The 16,019-nt window shown below is 68.3% G+C and carries 15 protein-coding genes; 14 read left to right on the forward strand and 1 reads right to left on the reverse strand.

Translation table 11 applies throughout. The features are described from left to right. On the forward strand, positions 1–591 hold the full coding sequence (locus EV650_RS37110) for a dihydrofolate reductase family protein (protein WP_134123807.1): 591 nt from the start codon (positions 1–3) through the stop codon (positions 589–591). Here the strand turns inward: EV650_RS37110 and EV650_RS37115 are convergent. Continuing rightward, positions 570–1,220: a peptidyl-tRNA hydrolase gene (locus EV650_RS37115; protein WP_134123808.1), complete on the reverse strand. Its 651-nt coding sequence runs from the start codon at positions 1,218–1,220 to the stop codon at positions 570–572. The two genes, EV650_RS37110 and EV650_RS37115, sit on opposite strands and share 22 nt — an antisense overlap. A 50-nt stretch (positions 1,221–1,270) precedes the next feature. Here EV650_RS37115 and EV650_RS37120 point away from each other — a divergent pair, with 50 nt between their 5' ends. From EV650_RS37120 to EV650_RS37180, 13 genes are all read left to right on the forward strand, one after another. Further along, positions 1,271–2,062: a thymidylate synthase gene (locus tag EV650_RS37120; RefSeq protein ID WP_134123809.1), complete on the forward strand. Its 792-nt coding sequence runs from the start codon at positions 1,271–1,273 to the stop codon at positions 2,060–2,062. Continuing rightward, entirely contained in the window at positions 2,059–2,514 is a 456-nt protein-coding gene (locus tag EV650_RS37125) for a dihydrofolate reductase (protein WP_134123810.1), read from the forward strand. The genes EV650_RS37120 and EV650_RS37125 overlap by 4 nt, the downstream gene beginning before the upstream one ends. A gap of 98 nt (positions 2,515–2,612) precedes the next feature. Beyond that, on the forward strand, positions 2,613–3,872 hold the full coding sequence (locus EV650_RS37130) for a toxic anion resistance protein (protein WP_134123811.1): 1,260 nt from the start codon (positions 2,613–2,615) through the stop codon (positions 3,870–3,872). A 34-nt stretch (positions 3,873–3,906) separates the two neighbouring features. Then, positions 3,907–4,488: a hypothetical protein gene (locus tag EV650_RS37135; protein ID WP_134123812.1), complete on the forward strand. Its 582-nt coding sequence runs from the start codon at positions 3,907–3,909 to the stop codon at positions 4,486–4,488. Then, positions 4,485–5,831: an AAA family ATPase gene (locus EV650_RS37140; protein ID WP_134123813.1), complete on the forward strand. Its 1,347-nt coding sequence runs from the start codon at positions 4,485–4,487 to the stop codon at positions 5,829–5,831. The genes EV650_RS37135 and EV650_RS37140 overlap by 4 nt, the downstream gene beginning before the upstream one ends. Next, the gene (locus tag EV650_RS37145) at positions 5,828–7,153 is read left to right on the forward strand and encodes a GlnX family signal transduction membrane protein (RefSeq protein WP_134123814.1); all 1,326 of its coding nucleotides are present in this window, start codon (positions 5,828–5,830) and stop codon (positions 7,151–7,153) included. The genes EV650_RS37140 and EV650_RS37145 overlap by 4 nt, the downstream gene beginning before the upstream one ends. Continuing rightward, positions 7,150–8,130, forward strand: a complete 981-nt coding sequence (locus tag EV650_RS37150) for a glutamate ABC transporter substrate-binding protein (protein ID WP_134123815.1) — start codon at positions 7,150–7,152, stop codon at positions 8,128–8,130. The genes EV650_RS37145 and EV650_RS37150 overlap by 4 nt, the downstream gene beginning before the upstream one ends. Continuing rightward, positions 8,127–9,242 (forward strand): hypothetical protein, encoded by a 1,116-nt coding sequence (locus EV650_RS37155; protein WP_134123816.1) that lies wholly within the window; start codon positions 8,127–8,129, stop codon positions 9,240–9,242. The genes EV650_RS37150 and EV650_RS37155 overlap by 4 nt, the downstream gene beginning before the upstream one ends. Next, complete coding sequence (locus EV650_RS37160) at positions 9,239–11,575, forward strand: serine/threonine-protein kinase (RefSeq protein WP_134123817.1); 2,337 nt, start codon at positions 9,239–9,241, stop codon at positions 11,573–11,575. The genes EV650_RS37155 and EV650_RS37160 overlap by 4 nt, the downstream gene beginning before the upstream one ends. Continuing rightward, entirely contained in the window at positions 11,560–12,630 is a 1,071-nt protein-coding gene (locus EV650_RS37165; RefSeq protein WP_134123818.1) for a PP2C family protein-serine/threonine phosphatase, read from the forward strand. Before EV650_RS37160 ends, EV650_RS37165 begins: the two co-directional genes overlap by 16 nt. A gap of 13 nt (positions 12,631–12,643) precedes the next feature. Next, positions 12,644–13,921 carry a vWA domain-containing protein gene (locus tag EV650_RS37170; protein ID WP_134123819.1) on the forward strand — a complete coding sequence of 426 codons (1,278 nt, stop codon included), beginning with the start codon at positions 12,644–12,646 and terminating at the stop codon, positions 13,919–13,921. Next, positions 13,918–14,646 carry an FHA domain-containing protein gene (locus EV650_RS37175; protein ID WP_134123820.1) on the forward strand — a complete coding sequence of 243 codons (729 nt, stop codon included), beginning with the start codon at positions 13,918–13,920 and terminating at the stop codon, positions 14,644–14,646. Before EV650_RS37170 ends, EV650_RS37175 begins: the two co-directional genes overlap by 4 nt. Before the next feature lie 162 nt (positions 14,647–14,808). Continuing rightward, positions 14,809–15,996, forward strand: coding sequence for a Fic family protein (locus tag EV650_RS37180; protein ID WP_134123821.1), 1,188 nt, complete (start codon positions 14,809–14,811; stop codon positions 15,994–15,996). The last annotated feature ends 23 nt before the right edge of the window (positions 15,997–16,019 follow it).

The following is a 16,019-nucleotide window of genomic DNA, read 5'->3' on the forward strand; positions in this document are numbered from 1 at the left end:
ATGGGCAACGTCATCGTCTCGGCAGTGGTGTCGCTGGACGGGTTCGTCGCGGACACCGAGGACGGGGTCGGTCCGCTGTTCGACTGGTACAACAACGGCCCGGTCGAGATCTACGGGACCGACCGGGGCCGGCCGTTCCACGTCAGTCCGGCGAGTGCGGAGTACATGAAATCGACCTGGCCGAAGGTGCGCTCCTGCGTGATCGGACGCCGCCTGTTCGACATCACGAACGGCTGGGGCGGCGTACCCGCGGTCGGCGACCATGTGTTCGTCGTCACGCACGAGCCGCCGACCGACTGGCCGTTCCCGGACGCGCCGTTCACGTTCGTCAACGGCATCGAGGCGGCCGTTGCCCAGGCCAAGGAGTTCGCCGGCGACGGCGACGTCACCATCACCGGCGGCAACCTCACCGGCCAGGCCCTCGCCGCCGGCCTGGTCGACGAGATCGCCTACAGCCTGGTCCCCGCCCTACTCGGCTCCGGCCGCCCCTTCTTCGGCGACTACGTCGGCCCTGAACTCCTCCTCGACAACCCCCGAGTAGTCGAAGGCGACCGAGTCACCCACCTGCACTACCGCGTCAGCAGAGGATGATCGGCGATCACAGTGCGGGAGCCGGGCGCAATCTCGGTGAAGCCGGCGTCTTGGACGACGGGGAGGCTGGTCTGTAGCAACCGCGTCCACTGGTCGGGTTCCGCCGTACGGACTGCCAGGGCGAAGTCAGCGGCCTCCCATTCCTTGCGGGCTGCGGATGACAGGTCCCACCAGGCTAGTTGGGCGGCGTGACCGCATTGCGCCATCGCTTTGCCGCTCGACATCTCCAGCTCCGGATTCACCCAAAGGACGGGTACGCCGGGCTCCACCGCAGGCAACTCGTCCGGGTCCTCGAAGTCGGTGCCGCTCACCTGGAGGTTGGCCAGCTCCACCGGCACCGCGTCCACGGCCGTCGGCGGGAAGACCCGGACCTCCGCCGTACCACCGTGAACCGTGATGCCCGGCACGCTCTCCGCACGCCGCCACTCGGCCCCACGAGCGCGTTTCACGATCTTCCGGATCTGATGGTCCTGCCAGGTGGTCATCGCCTCGGCCCACTCGCCCTCCCCCACGGACCGCTCGTCGGACAGGATCGCGAGCACCGCGCGGGCCGCGTTTTCCAGCGCGTCGGTCTGCGCCGGACGGGCGTTCTTTTCGACTCGGACGACGAGGGTCAAGACGTGTTCCACCCCGCGAGTCTGACATGTTGCCTTGTTGCAACAGGTTGTAGCGTGGCGCCATGCAGCAGTACCTGGATCTCCTGAAGCATGTGCTGGACAACGGGGCGGAGAAGGGGGACCGGACCGGGACGGGCACGCTGAGTGTGTTCGGGTACCAGTCGCGGTACGACCTTCGCGAGGGCTTCCCGGCGGTGACGACGAAGAAGCTGCATCTGCGGTCGGTGATCGGGGAGCTGATCTGGTTCCTCAGCGGGTCCACGAACATCAAGTGGCTGCACGAGAACAACATCTCGATCTGGGACGAGTGGGCCGACGCTGACGGCGAGCTCGGGCCGGTGTACGGCTACCAGTGGCGGTCCTGGCCGACGCCGGACGGTCGGCACGTCGACCAGATCACCAAGCTGATCGAGTCGATCAAGCAGAACCCGAACTCGCGCCGCCACATCGTCAGCGCGTGGAACGTGGCCGACGTGGACGACATGGCGTTGCCGCCGTGTCACACCATGTTCCAGTTCTACGTGGCGGACGGGCGACTGTCTTGCCAGCTGTACCAGCGGTCGGCGGACATCTTCCTGGGCGTGCCGTTCAACATCGCGTCGTACGCGCTGCTCACGCACATGGTCGCGCAGCAGACCGGCCTCGAGGTGGGCGACTTCGTCCACACCCTCGGCGACGCGCACCTGTACCTGAACCACCTCGACCAGGCCCGCCTGCAGCTCACCCGCGAGCCGCGCCCGCTGCCCACGCTGCAGCTCGCGAAGCGCGACTCGATCGACGGCTACGAGATCGCCGACGTCGAGCTGGTCGGCTACGACCCGCACCCCGGCATCAAGGCGCCCATCGCGGTATGAGCGTCATTCTGATCGCCGCGGTCGGTTCGAACGGTGTGATCGGGCGGGACAACGACCTGCCCTGGCGGATCCGTGAGGACTTGCAACGGTTCAAGCAGCTCACCCTCGGCCACACGCTCGTGATGGGCCGCAAGACCTACGACTCGATCGGCCGACCCCTCCCAGGCCGCCGTACCGTCGTTGTCACCCGCCAACCCACCTGGTCCGCCGACGGCGTCGACATCGCCCACTCGCTCGAAGAGGCCCTGGGGTACGACGGCACTCTCTACGTAGCCGGCGGCGGTGACATCTACCGCCAGGCCCTCCCCCACGCCGACGCCCTCGAACTCACCGAGGTCGACCAGTCCCCCGACGGCGACGTCACGTTCCCGGACCTCGACCTGGCCAGCTGGACCGAGAGTGCGCGAGAAGCCCGAGATGGGTTCTCGTTCGTTAGCTACCGTCGCAGGTAACAACGAGTGCGCAACGACGGGACCAGGAAGACCTGGAACCGACTAGATTGTGTGCGCGTCACGGAGGTGACCAGGGGCGCCTCGTGGAGGGGAAGACGATGACTGAAGCTGACAACACCGCAGGTGCGGCGGCAGCGCAGCCGGCTATGGCACCGCTACAGCCGCCGACTGCTACCGCGCCGGGGCTGATACTGACCGCTCCGCCGCCGTCACAGGCTGTGGTCGCGACGTCCGCGCCGAGTCTGGCGCCGGCGGTGGACGCGGCCGCGTTGCCGGGGCTGGACGACAAGGTGGACACCTTCCTGACCGCGCTGATGGCGGCCGAGCCCCGGTCGCCGGAGTTCGCGGCGAAGGCGAGTGACGTCCGCAGCATGGGCGACGTCGACATCCGCGCCGCCGCCGACAGCTCGAACCGGCTGCTCAAGGCGCCGGTACGGGCGCTCCAGGAAGGCGGCCTGTCCGAGGGGTCGACCGTCGGCAAGACGCTGCTCGAGCTGCGCCGTACCGTCGAGGACCTGGACCCGAAGGCCGCGTCCGGGCCGAAGAAGCTGCTCGGGATGATCCCGTTCGGGGACAAGATCGAGGACTACTTCCGCAAGTATCAGAGCGCGCAGAGCCACCTCGAGGGCATCCTGCACAGCCTGCGCAACGGCCAGGACGAGCTCGGCAAGGACAACGCCGCGCTGAACCTGGAGAAGCAGAACCTCTGGGACGCGATGACCCGGCTGAACCAGTACGTGTACGTCGCCGAGCGCCTCGACGCCCGACTGTCCGCGGCGATCGCCGAGCTGGAGCTGACCAACCCGGACAAGGCGAAGGCGTTCCGCGAGGACGTGCTGTTCTACGTCCGGCAGAAGCACCAGGACCTGCTCACCCAGCTGGCCGTGTCGATCCAGAACTACCTGGCCATCGACATCGTGATCAAGAACAACATCGAGCTGATCAAGGGCGTCGACCGCGCGTCGACCACCACGGTCTCGGCCCTGCGTACGGCGGTCATCGTCGCGCAGGCCCTGGGCAACCAGAAGCTCGTGCTGGACCAGATCACCGCGCTGAACACCACGACCAGCGGGATGATCGAGCGGACCTCGGAGATGCTCCGGGACAACTCGGTCGCGATCCAGCAGCAGGCCGCGTCGGCGACGATCGGGCTGCCGCAGCTGCAGGCGGCGTTCGCGAACATCTACGCGACCATGGACGCGATCGACACGTTCAAGGTCGAGGCACTGGACAACATGGCCGCCACGATCGGCACGCTGGAGACCGAGGTGACCAAGTCCCGGACGTACCTGGACCGGGTCTCCCAGCAGAACCAGCAGGTCGTGCACGGCAGCCTCGATCTCGACCTCGGTCGCTGATCCACACCACCACCTTGGGGACTGGGGGAACTGCATGGCGATCGGTGACTTCTTCGCGCGGCTGACCGGCCGCAAGGAGGAGCCCGAGCCTGCCCCGATCTCCCGGCCGCCGACGAACGACGATCTGCTGGCCGCGCTCGTCCGCGTCGAGGAGTTGGTCGCGGGCGGCGCCGTACCGGCCGTCGTCGCGTCCCGGGTCGGGCGGGTGGTCCGCGTCGTCCGCGAGACCATCCCGCGACTCGGGAACCTGGGCGGCAGTGCGCAGGCGTACTCCGTGATGGCGACGGCGACCGACTATCTGCCGGAGGCGATCGGCGGGTACCTGCGGCTGCCGCGGCAGTGGGCGGACACCCGGCCGGTCGACCGCGGCAAGACGTCGCTGATGATCCTGATCGACCAGTTGGACCTCTTGGCCGCAACGATGGACAAGGTGTTCGACGCGGTGAACCGCGCTGACGCGGCGGCGCTGATCGCGCATGGCAGGTTCCTGCAGGAAAAGTTCGGCACCGGCTCCACCGGCGGAGGCTTGGCGCTCGGTCCGACAGGGTCGACCCCACCACCGGATCTGGGGCCGTCCGGGCCGCTGGCACCACCACCAGGACGAGGAGGGAAATGAGCAGCGCGGGGGGACTACAGGAGGCTCTGTCGGCGCTGCTGACGGTCGCCGCTCGTGCCGGCGTCGCGGAAGAGACGGCGCGGACCGAGGCGCTCTCACTGGCCGCTGCCCTGGCGGAGTCGGCACCGGGTGCCTCTGCTGACTGGGCGAAGGCAGTGCCGGACGGCACGACACAGGACTTCTTCGACGCCGCCGTGCGGGGTCGTCGTTGGCGGGGCGCACCGACCGCGGTGCTGACCGAGCTGATCGCCAACAGCTCAGTAGAGAAGGCGGCGTACGCCGAAGCGCTGGCCGAGGTCGCGTCAGCAGCCTGTACGCTGGGCGAACCGACGATGCGAGTAGTAGGCAATGCTTCAGTGGCCGCTGCCGCGCAACTGCAGGCGGCGGGTGCACGCCCGCTACAGGTTGCTCCCACTCCCACAGCAGCAACTCCACAACCAGTTGAGGAAAAAGCAGTAGAGGTTCCTCAGAAGACAGTTGAGGAGTTGCTGGGTGAGTTGGACGGGCTGACGGGGTTGGCTCGGGTGAAGCAAGAGGTGCACCGGCAGGTCGCCGTACTGCGGGTGGAGAAACTGCGGGCCGAAGCCGGGCTGAAGAGTCCGACGATCACGCGGCACCTCGTGTTCGTGGGGAATCCGGGCACCGGGAAGACCACCGTCGCGCGGTTGGTGAGCGGGATCTACAAGGCGCTCGGCCTGCTGTCGAAGGGGCAGTTGATCGAGGTCGACCGGTCCGAGCTCGTCGCCGGGTACCTCGGGCAGACCGCGACGAAGACCGCCGAGGTGGTCGCGTCCGCGGCCGGCGGGGTGCTGTTCATCGACGAGGCGTACAGCCTGACCGCGGGTGACACCGGCGCCGACCAGTACGGGCGGGAAGCCGTCGACACGCTGGTCAAGGAGATGGAGGACCGGCGCGACGACCTGGTCGTGATCGTCGCCGGGTACCCCGAGCCGATGGAGGCGTTCATCGCCGCGAACCCGGGCCTGGCCAGCCGGTTCCGGACCACGATCGAGTTCGAGAACTACAGCGACGACGAGCTGACCGACATCCTCGCCGGCCTCACCGAAGCCGCCGACTACGAACTGGTCCCGGAGTCGCTGGAGAAGTTCCGGGAGATCCTCGCCGTCACACCGCGGGACAGCTCGTTCGGCAACGGCCGCTTCGCCCGCAACGTACTCGAGGCCGCCATCGGCCGCCACGCCTGGCGACTCCGCGACGTCACGGCACCGACAACCGACCAACTGCGTCAGATCCTCGCCGCAGACCTGACCGAAGACTCCCTTACGACCGAAGAAGAACCTCCTCCGGCCGTAACCGAGGACGAGCAAGGAGAACAGGCGTGACCCAGACGCAGAGCGCACCACCCCCAGCAACTTGGTCGCCGCCCGCCCCTCCCGGCACGACGCAACAGGCCTCCCCGACCCCAAGCCGCCGGAGCGCGGTCGCACAGTGGTTCGACGGTACGCCGGGCCGGATGCGCGCCTTCCTGATCGTTGCCGCGGCGATGAGTGTGCTGTTCGGCGTGGCTGCCGCGCAGGGATTCCAGCAGTCCAGCGGCGCCCTCCAACGCGCCCAGGACAACGCCGCCCAGCTGCTCCGGATCCAGTCGATCCACACCAACCTGGTCAGCGCGAACGCCGACGCGACCAACGCCTTCCTCGTCGGTGGTCTGGAGCCGCCGGATGAGCGTGCGAGCTTCGTCAACTCGATGGCCGCGGCCGCCGGCCTGATCGCCGAGGCTGCCACCGCGCAGCCCGCGGACCGCGAAGTGCTCAGCGCGCTGAACAAGACCCTGATCACCTATGAAGGCCTGATCGAGCAGGCTCGCGCGAACAACCGCCAGGGTCTCCCGATCGGTTCCCAGTACTTGAAGGACGCCAACTCGGTAATCCAGGACGACTCGCTGCCCTTGGTGAAGGCTCTGGTCGACGCGAACGAGAAGCGCGTTGACACCGAGTTCGACGGCGTCGGCCACGGCACCGTCTGGATCCTCGTCGGCGGTCTGCTCAGCCTGGTGATTCTCGCGATCACACTGCGCTGGCTGGCCCGCCGTACGCACCGCTACGTCAACCTCCCGATCGCCGCCGGCGCCATCGTCGTCCTGCTCACCACAGCCATCGGCGGGATCGCGCTCGCCGGCGCGTCCGGCTCGGCGAACGACACCCGCAAGGCGGAGTACGAGCGGATGCTGGCCCTGTCGCAAGCTCGGATCGCGGCGTTCGACGCGCGGTCGAACGAGAGCCTCACGTTGATCGCGCGCGGCTCCGGCGACGCGTTCGACAAGGCCTACAACGCGTCAGCCGACACGGTGGACGCGCAACTCGGCAAGCTCGGCTACGGCGACGCCGACCTGCAAACCCGTTGGACCAACTACAAAACGGTCCACGGCCAGATCCGGACACTGGACGCCACGCAGGGCAACTGGGACGGCGCAGTAGCCATCGCCGTTGGCAAAAGCCAGATCGCCAGTTCGGTGACGGCCTTCGACTCGCTCGACGGTGAGCTGTCGGCACAACTGAACGACACGAGCAGCGCGGTCCAGAAGAATCTGGACGACGCGCGCCATGGCCTCCCGCCGATCGGCTGGCTGGGTATCCCCCTTGGCATCGTGGTCGCGCTCTTGGTCGCCTGGGGCGTATCGCAGCGACTGGAGGAGTACCGATGAAGAAGCTCATCCCGATCGCGGCCGCCGCGGCGCTCCTGCTGACTGCCTGCAGTTCCGGCAACTACGCGGCAACTCAGATCCCACCGGAGCCCACAACGCCGACGACCTCGGCCGCGCCCACGACAACGGCGCCGTGTGACAAGAGCACCGAGCTGCAGTCGTACAGGCCCGACAGCCCGCTGCCCGCGCCGATGCAGATGACGCCCGGAACGACGATGAAGAAGATCCAGGACCGCGGCCGGCTGATCGCCGGGGTCTCCGCGGACAGCCTGCACCTCGGCTCCCGCAACCCGCTCAACGGCAAGATCGAGGGATTCGACATCGACATGCTCAAGGCGGTCGCGACGGCGATCTTCGGCACCGACGTGGGCCACCTCGAGTTGCGGGTGATCTCCAGCCCGCAGCGGATCCCGGTGCTGCAGAACAACACCGTCGACATCGTCGCGCGGAACATGACGATCAACTGCGATCGCTGGAGGCTGATCGCGTTCTCGGCCGAGTACTACCTCTCGGGCCAGAAGACACTCGTCCAACGGGACTCGAAGGCGACCGGGCTCGGCGACCTGTCTGACAAGACGGTGTGTGCCCCGGCCGGCTCGACCAGCCTGGACAACCTCAAGAAGGCGAACCCAAAGATCAAGGCCGTCACGGCCGACAGCGACACCGGCTGCCTGGTGCTGTTCCAGCAGGGCAAGGCGGACGCGATCAGCGGTGACGACACCGTGCTGGCCGGTGATGCGGCGCAGGATCCGTACGCGAAAGTGCTCTCGGAGCGGATCAGCAACGAACCGTACGGCCTGGGCATCAACAAGGCGAACGTGGACTTCGTCAAGTTCGTCAACGGCGTGCTCGAGAAGATGAAGGCGGGCCCCGATCCTGCCAACTCCGATTGGATGAAGTCGTACAACACGTGGCTTGGTCCTGACCTCGGCCCGCTGAAGGCCGCGCCGACACCCGCCTACGGCCGAGCCCAATGACAGTTCGTACGCCGACGGTTTCGGCGCCTGCTTCGCCGGGGCGGATGGGAAGTAGCGTTCCGGCTTCGGAGTTGCTCTCGTTTCTTGGGGCGCTTGGGGAGTGGCGGGATCGGCGGAAGGCTGAGCTGGACGAGCTGGATCAGGCTGCGCTGCATTCGCCGGACGGGGATGCGTTGAGTGCGGACGTCGTGCTGAGTATGACGGTCTGGAAGGCGGTGTCGGACCGGTACGAGTTGATCCTGGTGACCTGGGACTCGGGGCGGGTCGGGCCGACGGAGACCGAGCGGATCTCGGCGCTGATCTGGGGCGGACTCGATGCCGGTGGCGCCGGCGGCTCGCTCGCCGTTTCGTTGCCTGAGGCATGCAAATTGTCAGATGCACTCGCGGCCACTCTTCGCGCCAAGCTCGCACTCGATCCAGATGACGCCGACTTGGCCGCTCGGCTGCGGCAGTTGCGTGCACAGGTGGAGCGGATCAGCGATCTGGTCAAGCTGGAGCCGGCGAACGTCCGCGACCAGGCGCTGGCTCAGCACCACGACCTCGACCGACGGCTGACGGACCTTGCCGACCGCAACAAACGTGGCGCGGACATCGGCGGCCTGATCGGGCCGTTCGAGATCGACGCCGCGCGGGCCGAACGCGACCTCATCGTCGGCGCGGCTACCCGCAAGGAGCGAGCCGCCGACGTCGCCCGCGCCCGCACGGTGCGCGGCGAACTGGAAGCTCAAGGTACGGCGGTCCGCGCGCTGGCCGACAAGGCTGTCGCGACAGTCAGTCCGGCCCCGCGTCTCGCCGTACCCGATGTCACTGCGCTCGGGCCGGTGCCGAACACCCCGGCCGAGCTGGAGAAGTACCTGCACCGGCTGGACGCGGTACGACGGGCGCTCGGTCAGGCGCAGGCGGCGTACGGCACCGCGCTCGGACGACGTGACGAGCTGACTCAACTGCTGGACGCCTATCAGGTGAAGGCGGCAAGTGTTGCCCCGGGCAACGAAGATCTCGCCGAGTTGTACCGGCGCGGCCGAGCGGTGACCCAGAAGGAGCCGGTGGACCTGGCTCGTCTCGGTGCACTGGTAGCGGCCTACCAGGCCTACCTGGAAGGGACGAAATGACGACCTGCACCCAGCCGGGTTGTACCGGCTCGATCGTGGACGGGTACTGCGACGTGTGCGGCTCACCCGCCGCGGCCGCTCCAAGCCAGCCAACTGCAGCCCCGGCGGCGGCGACCGGCGCCTGCACGCAACCGGGATGCACCGGCACCTATGTGGACGGGTACTGCGACGTCTGCGGCTCCCCCGCAACAGCTGCCGAAGTCCCGGACCAGATCAGCTCGGTGTCGACCGTCTCCCGCGCATCCAACCGCCTGGCCTCCACGCCGCTCGGCTCCGCCCGCGCCGCCCAGGCCGGCTCGAAGCTGACCCGCAAGCTCGGTACGTCGTCCACCCGCCTGCGCGGTGCGCGACTCGGCGCCGGACTGACCCACGTACCGTCGATCCCCGCGATCGACGCCAGCAAAGCGATCCTGGCCAACCCGCAGGTCCCGGAGGACCGCCGGAACTGCCCGAACTGCGGCAACCCGGTCGGCCGGTCCCGCGCCGGCCAGCCTGGCCGGACCGACGGCTTCTGCCCGAAATGCCGCAACCGGTTCTCGTTCTCGCCGAAGCTGAAGGCCGGCGACCTGGTCGGCGGTCAGTATGAGGTGCGCGGCTGCCTGGCCCACGGCGGTTTCGGCTGGATCTACATGGCCCAGGACAAGAACGTGTCCGACCGCTGGGTGGTGCTGAAGGGCCTGCTCAACTCCGAGGACCCGGACGCGGTCGCCGCGGCGATCGCCGAGCAGCAGTTCCTGGCCCGCGTCGAGCACCCGCTGATCGTCGAGATCTACAACTTCGTCACGCACGACGGCGCCGGCTACATCGTGATGGAGTACGTCGGCGGCACCTCGCTGAAGACCCTGCTCAAGCAGCGGATGGAAGCCAACCACGGCCAGTACGACGCGCTGCCGATCGACCAGGCGATCGCCTACCTGCTGGAGATCCTGCCGGCGTTCTCGTACCTGCACGACCTCGGCCTGGTGTACTGCGACTTTAAACCGGACAACATCATCCAGGTCGGCGACGCGGTCAAGCTGATCGACCTCGGTGGAGTCCGGCGGATCGACGACTTGGACTCGGCGATCTACGGCACGGTCGGGTTCCAGGCGCCCGAGGTGGCCGAGGTCGGGCCGTCTGTTGCCTCCGACATCTACACGCTCGGCCGGACGCTGTGCGTGCTGGCGATGGAGTTCCGCGGCTACCAGGGCCGGTACGTCGACTCGCTGCCGCCGGTGAGCGAAGTACCGCTGTTCCAGAAGTACGACTCGGTGTACCGGTTGTTGCTCAAGGCATGTGCGACGGACCCGGCGGACCGGTTCCAGTCCGCCGACGAGTTCCGCGTGCAGCTTCTCGGCGTACTGCGTGAAGTGGTCGCGGACAAGCAGGGCACCAAGGCGGCCCAGCACTCGGCGTCATCGCTTCTGTTCGGTACGCCGGGTGACAAGTCGACCGGACTGGGCGACCTGGTCGAGCCGTGGCAGCAGCTGCCGTCACTGGCACCGGACGACAGCGACAAGATGGCCGGCTGGCTGAAGACGGTCAGCGTGCCGGACGCGACCAAGCGACTCGAGCTGCTGATCGACGCGCCGGAGCAGTCCCCGCAGACCCTGCTGGAGGTCGCGGAGGCCGCACTGGAGGTCGGACCCGACCGCTACGACCTGGTCGACACTGCGGTGGCTGACCTACTCAACGCGGACCCGTGGGAGTGGCGGGCGGTCTGGATGGCCGGACTGGTCGCTCTGGCCCGCGGGGACTCGGCTGCTGCGCAGTCCGCGTTCAACGCCGTCTACGGCCAGGTGCCGGGTGAGCTGGGGCCGAAACTGGCGCTGGCGATCGCCTGTGAGCACAGCAACGAGTACGACGTTGCCGAGGGCCTCTACCTGACCTGTGCGCGGACGGACGCCAACTACATCGCACCGTCGGCCTTCGGCCTGGCGGCGATCCGGACCCAGCGCAACGACCTCGACGGAGCACTCGGCGCGCTCGACCTGGTCCCCCGGACCAGCGGCGCGTATGTACGGGCCCGTCGCCAGCGAGCCGGGTTGCTGGCAGGATCGGGGCGTGGCCTTCCCGCGCTCGCCCAGGCGATGGACAGCATCGCGACGCTGACCATCGACCCGGTCGACCGGGCCAACCTGGCCGCGGACGTGTTCCGGACCGCGCTGACCGAGGTACAGCAGTCCGGTCCGCAGGAGGCTCTGCGGATCGACGGACGGGCAGCCACCGAGACCTCTCTGCGGAACGGGCTCGAGGCCACCTACCGGTTGCTGGCCGACCAGGCTCAGACCCGGACGGAACGGATCGCCCTGGTCGACCAGGCCAACGAGGTTCGAGGATGGACGTTGCAATGACGAGTACGACCGAAACGGTCTGCCCCAGCTGTGGCGGCCCGGTGTCCGAGGCGGATCGCTTCTGCGAGGCCTGCGGCACCGAGCTCAACCCCGGCAGCGCCACCAGCCCGACCACTCCGGCGTTGGACACCGACACCGAGCCGACCATCGAGATCAGCACGGTCCCCGTGGACCAGGTCGGCCCGTGCCAGTCCTGCGGCGGCACCGTCGGCGCGGAGGGGTACTGCGAGACCTGCGGTACGAAGGCGGCCAAGCTGCGGGACCACTTCGAGGAGCAGCCCGCGCCCTGGGTGGCCGGGGTGTGCGACCGCGGCATCCGGCACAGCCGGAACGAGGACGCCATGGCCCTCGGAGCGGACGCTGAGCCGGGCAGTCGGGCGCTGTTGGTGGTCTGCGACGGCGTCAGCTCGTCACTCGACTCCGACGTCGCGTCACTGGCCGCGGCCCGAGCAGCGTGCGAGGTGCTGCAGGCCGGGCACGCAAAGGGTCTCGGCACCGACTCGTCGCGGGGCAGTGCGATCGCGGCCCGGCTCAAGGCGGCGGCCGACGCTGCGAGTGACGCCGTACTGGACAACACCAGTCCCGACAGCCCGAACCCGGCGTCCTGCACGTTCGTGGCGGCGGTGCTGGAGGACGGTCTGCTGGTGGCCGGCAACGTCGGCGACAGTCGCGCGTACTGGTTCCCGGACGAAGCCGAGCCGGTCGCGCTGACCGTCGACGACTCGTGGGCGGCCGAGCTGATCGCCACCGGCATCTCCCGCGAGGAGGCCGAGTCCGGCCCGCACGCGCACGCGATCACCCGTTGGCTCGGCAAGGACGCACCGGACCACACGCCGCGGACCACAACGATCCACGTGACCGGACCGGGCTGGCTGGTCGTCTGCTCAGACGGTCTGTGGAACTACTGCTCCGAGGCGGCACCGCTGGCCGACCTGGTCCGTCAAACAGCTGCGGGCTGTGGTGGCGAACCGAAGGCCACTGCGTCCGCCCTGGTCGACTGGGCCAACGCCCAGGGTGGCCAAGACAACATCACCGTCGCGCTAGCGCGTATCTAGGAAGGGACCCGAGATGGCCGACTTCACCGCCACCGTCTACCAGAACGAGTTCCTGCCCGACGGCGGGACCGACGTACACGCCATCGTCACGGTGAAGTGCACCGGCGCCGGGGCGGCCGGGCAGTCCGGCAGCGGCGACGCGGGCGAGATCATCATCGTCGACACCTCCGGCTCGATGGGCCGGGACGGCGTCCAGGCAGCGGCGTACGCCGCACAGACCGCGCTCGACCAGATCCTCGACGGGGTCTGGTTCGCGGTCATCTCCGGCAACGACCGCGCGCAACTGGCGTTCCCGCCGTCGGCGGAGCCGGTGATGGTCAGGATGGACTCGTACACGCGGCAGGCGGCAAAGGACGCGGTGTCCCGGTTCTACGCCGACGGCGGGACCGCGATGGGCACCTGGCTGCGGCTCGCCTCACGGGTCTTCGCGACCGTGCCGTCGCTGACGCAGAAGCACGCGATCCTGCTGACCGACGGTGAGAACCAGCACGAGACGCCCGAGGCGCTGACCCAGGCGATCCAGTCGGTCACCGGTCAGTTCCAGTGCGACACCCGCGGCGTCGGCGTGGCCTGGCAGGTGGACGAGGTACGGCGGATCGCCCAGGCGCTACTCGGGACCGTCGACATCATCCCGGCGCCGGACCAGCTGGCCGCCGAGTTCTCCAAGCTGATCCAGAACGCGATGGGCCGCGGTGTCGCGCAGGCCGACCTGCGGGTCTGGGCGCCACAGGGTGCCGAGGTCCTGTTCGTCCGCCAGGTCGCCCCGACGGTCGAGGACCTGACAGCCCGGCGTACTGCGGTCAATCCGCTGACCGGCTCGTACCCGACCGGGTCGTGGGGCGACGAGTCCCGCGACTACCACGTGGCGATCCGGCTGGCCGCGAAGGCGATCGGGCAGGAGCAGCTCGCCGCGCGGGTCCAGCTGGTGCTGGGCAACGACGTGGTCGCGCAGAGCCTGGTGAAGGCGCTGTGGTCGGCCGACGACGCGCTCACCACCCGGATCAGCCCGGAGGTCGCCCACTACACCGGGCAGACCGAGCTGGCGCAGGCGATCCAGGACGGTCTGGCCGCGAAGGCCGCCGGTGACACCGCGACCGCGACCACCAAGCTCGGCCGCGCGGTCCAGCTCGCCGCCGCGACCGGCAACGAGGAAGCGACCACCCGGCTGCGCAAGGTTGTCGACATCGACGACCAGGAAGCGGGTACGGTGCGGCTCAAGCGCACAGTCGAGAAAGCCGACGAGATGGCGCTCGACACGGCCTCCACCAAGACCACCCGGGTGAGGAAATGACCGTCAACTGTCCGAGTGGGCACCCGTCCACCTCAACCGACTACTGCGACGTCTGCGGCCTGCCCATCGGCACCGCTGCCACTCCGGCAGCCACCGTCGCTGCGCCCACTCCGGACGCTGCACCCGCTACGCCGGCTCCGGCGCCGTCGGGACAGGCGTGCCCGAACTGCTCGGAGGCAGCCTCGGCAGACGCGCTGTTCTGCGAGAACTGCGGCTACGACTTCACCACCGGCACGATGCCGCGGCCCGCGTCCTCGCTCGACCTGTCCGCCGGCCTGCCTGCCCCGACCCCGTCCGCGCCGGCCGCGATCGCCGAATGGGTCGTCGAGCGCTGGGTCGATCCGGACTGGTACGCCGTACAGCAGAGTGACGACCCTTGTCCGTCACCTGGCCTGCCCGCGGTGATCCCGTTGACCGAGAAGAGCCTGCTGATCGGCCGCCCGTCCCGCAGCCGCGGCATCTCGCCCGAGATCGACTGCGGCGACGACACCGGCGTCAGCCGCCGCCAGGCCCAACTCACCACCGACGGCCAGCGCTGGTGGGTCGAGGACCTCCAGTCCTCCAACGGCACCTACATCGCCCCTGCCGCCGGCCCCCTCCCCGAAGACCCGATCATCCCCGGCCAACGCCAGGAACTGAACCCCGACGACCGCATCTACGTGGGCGCCTGGACCCGCCTGGTAGTCCGCAAATCCACCCCCGAAGAACAGGCCGGCCAGGCCTAAGAAGCAGGACTTGGATTCCGCTAAGTCCAGGTTGTTAAGGTAACCTGGACTTAGAAGAGAGGGAGTCCAGGTTTGAGTCGGCAACTCACTGCCATCTGGCGTGCAACCCCAGACGCCTTCGGGCCGCGCAAGCACAGACGGCCGTGTGAGTACACGGCGTACGTGCCAGATCTTCTGAGCGCTCACGCGCTGGATATGAGTACAGAGCTTGCTGCTGATGTGGCGGACACCGAGCGGGCTCTGGCCGCGTTCGAAGGAGGCCCGGACAACGGCCTCGAACAGCTGGCTCGCTTTCTATTACGCGCGGAGGCAGTTGCCTCGTCCAAGATCGAGGGCTTGCAGGTCAACAGCAGGCGCCTGGCTACACACGAGGCCCGAGTCGCAGCCGGCATACCGGATCGCGATGCCACCGCCGACGCGGTTCTGGGCAACGTCATCGCGATGCGGCACGCTGTCGACGACGTCGCGACGGTTGAGACAGTCCAGCTACACGATCTGCTCGATATCCACGCAGCACTGATGGAGCATTCTGACCAGCCTGACATCGGCGGCCACCTGCGCACGACGCAGAACTGGATCGGTGGAAACGACTTCAACCCCTGCCAGGCGGTGTTCGTTCCGCCACCACCTGACCAGCTTCCACAGCTCCTCGACGACCTCTGTCTCTTCATTAACCGCGATGACCTTCCAGGCACGGTGCAGGCAGGGCTCGTGCATGCGCAGTTCGAGACGATCCACCCCTTCGCGGACGGCAACGGGCGTACCGGACGCGCCTTGATTCAGGTGGTTCTCAAACGTCGAGGCCTGGCCCGGAACTTTGTCCCGCCGATCAGTCTCGCCCTCGCAACTCGCGCCGCTGCCTATGTCGGCGCTCTCACCCAGTTCCGTTACCTCGGCGACGCCAACGGCCCGGAAGCCCTCGCGGGCATCCGCGCCTGGCTGGACCTCTTTCTCAGCGCCACCCGCCGGGCTACGGCCGACGCGGTGAACTTGCAACAACTACTCCAGGAAGTGCAGCGCGACTGGCGCACGGCCGCGCGGCCGCGGACCGGCAGTGCGGCGGATCGTCTGCTGTCCCAGCTGATCGCCAATCCTGTTGTCACCGCCGACGACGTCATTCGATTGACCCAAGCCAGTCGGTCTGCAGCCTTTGCGGCAATCGACAACCTCAGTGCCGCTAAGGTCATCCGACCCGTCGGCGACCAGAAGCGTTACCGCTTGTTCGAGGCGCCTCGGGTGTTCGAGGTACTGACCGACTACGAGCGCGCCTCCGCAACCGAGTCCGGAAACACGCGAGTCGAGCGACCCAGACGAGTCGTTCCCTATCGGCAGGACTCCGAGAAGGCTTGACATCCCTCAAGCAGTGCCCAGCC

Origin of the sequence: Kribbella kalugense, from assembly GCF_004365875.1 — a bacterium.
GTDB classification, from domain to species: domain Bacteria; phylum Actinomycetota; class Actinomycetes; order Propionibacteriales; family Kribbellaceae; genus Kribbella; species Kribbella kalugense.

What these genes read in the sequence shown, in the direction of transcription:
- EV650_RS37110 (WP_134123807.1), top strand. Translation starts at nt 1, where the DNA reads ATGGGCAACGTCATCGTCTCGGCAGTGGTGTCGCTGGACGGGTTCGTC.
- EV650_RS37120 (WP_134123809.1), top strand. Translation starts at nt 1,271, where the DNA reads ATGCAGCAGTACCTGGATCTCCTGAAGCATGTGCTGGACAACGGGGCG.
- EV650_RS37125 (WP_134123810.1), top strand. Translation starts at nt 2,059, where the DNA reads ATGAGCGTCATTCTGATCGCCGCGGTCGGTTCGAACGGTGTGATCGGG.
- EV650_RS37130 (WP_134123811.1), top strand. Translation starts at nt 2,613, where the DNA reads ATGACTGAAGCTGACAACACCGCAGGTGCGGCGGCAGCGCAGCCGGCT.
- EV650_RS37135 (WP_134123812.1), top strand. Translation starts at nt 3,907, where the DNA reads ATGGCGATCGGTGACTTCTTCGCGCGGCTGACCGGCCGCAAGGAGGAG.
- EV650_RS37140 (WP_134123813.1), top strand. Translation starts at nt 4,485, where the DNA reads ATGAGCAGCGCGGGGGGACTACAGGAGGCTCTGTCGGCGCTGCTGACG.
- EV650_RS37150 (WP_134123815.1), top strand. Translation starts at nt 7,150, where the DNA reads ATGAAGAAGCTCATCCCGATCGCGGCCGCCGCGGCGCTCCTGCTGACT.
- EV650_RS37155 (WP_134123816.1), top strand. Translation starts at nt 8,127, where the DNA reads ATGACAGTTCGTACGCCGACGGTTTCGGCGCCTGCTTCGCCGGGGCGG.
- EV650_RS37160 (WP_134123817.1), top strand. Translation starts at nt 9,239, where the DNA reads ATGACGACCTGCACCCAGCCGGGTTGTACCGGCTCGATCGTGGACGGG.
- EV650_RS37165 (WP_134123818.1), top strand. Translation starts at nt 11,560, where the DNA reads ATGGACGTTGCAATGACGAGTACGACCGAAACGGTCTGCCCCAGCTGT.
- EV650_RS37170 (WP_134123819.1), top strand. Translation starts at nt 12,644, where the DNA reads ATGGCCGACTTCACCGCCACCGTCTACCAGAACGAGTTCCTGCCCGAC.
- EV650_RS37175 (WP_134123820.1), top strand. Translation starts at nt 13,918, where the DNA reads ATGACCGTCAACTGTCCGAGTGGGCACCCGTCCACCTCAACCGACTAC.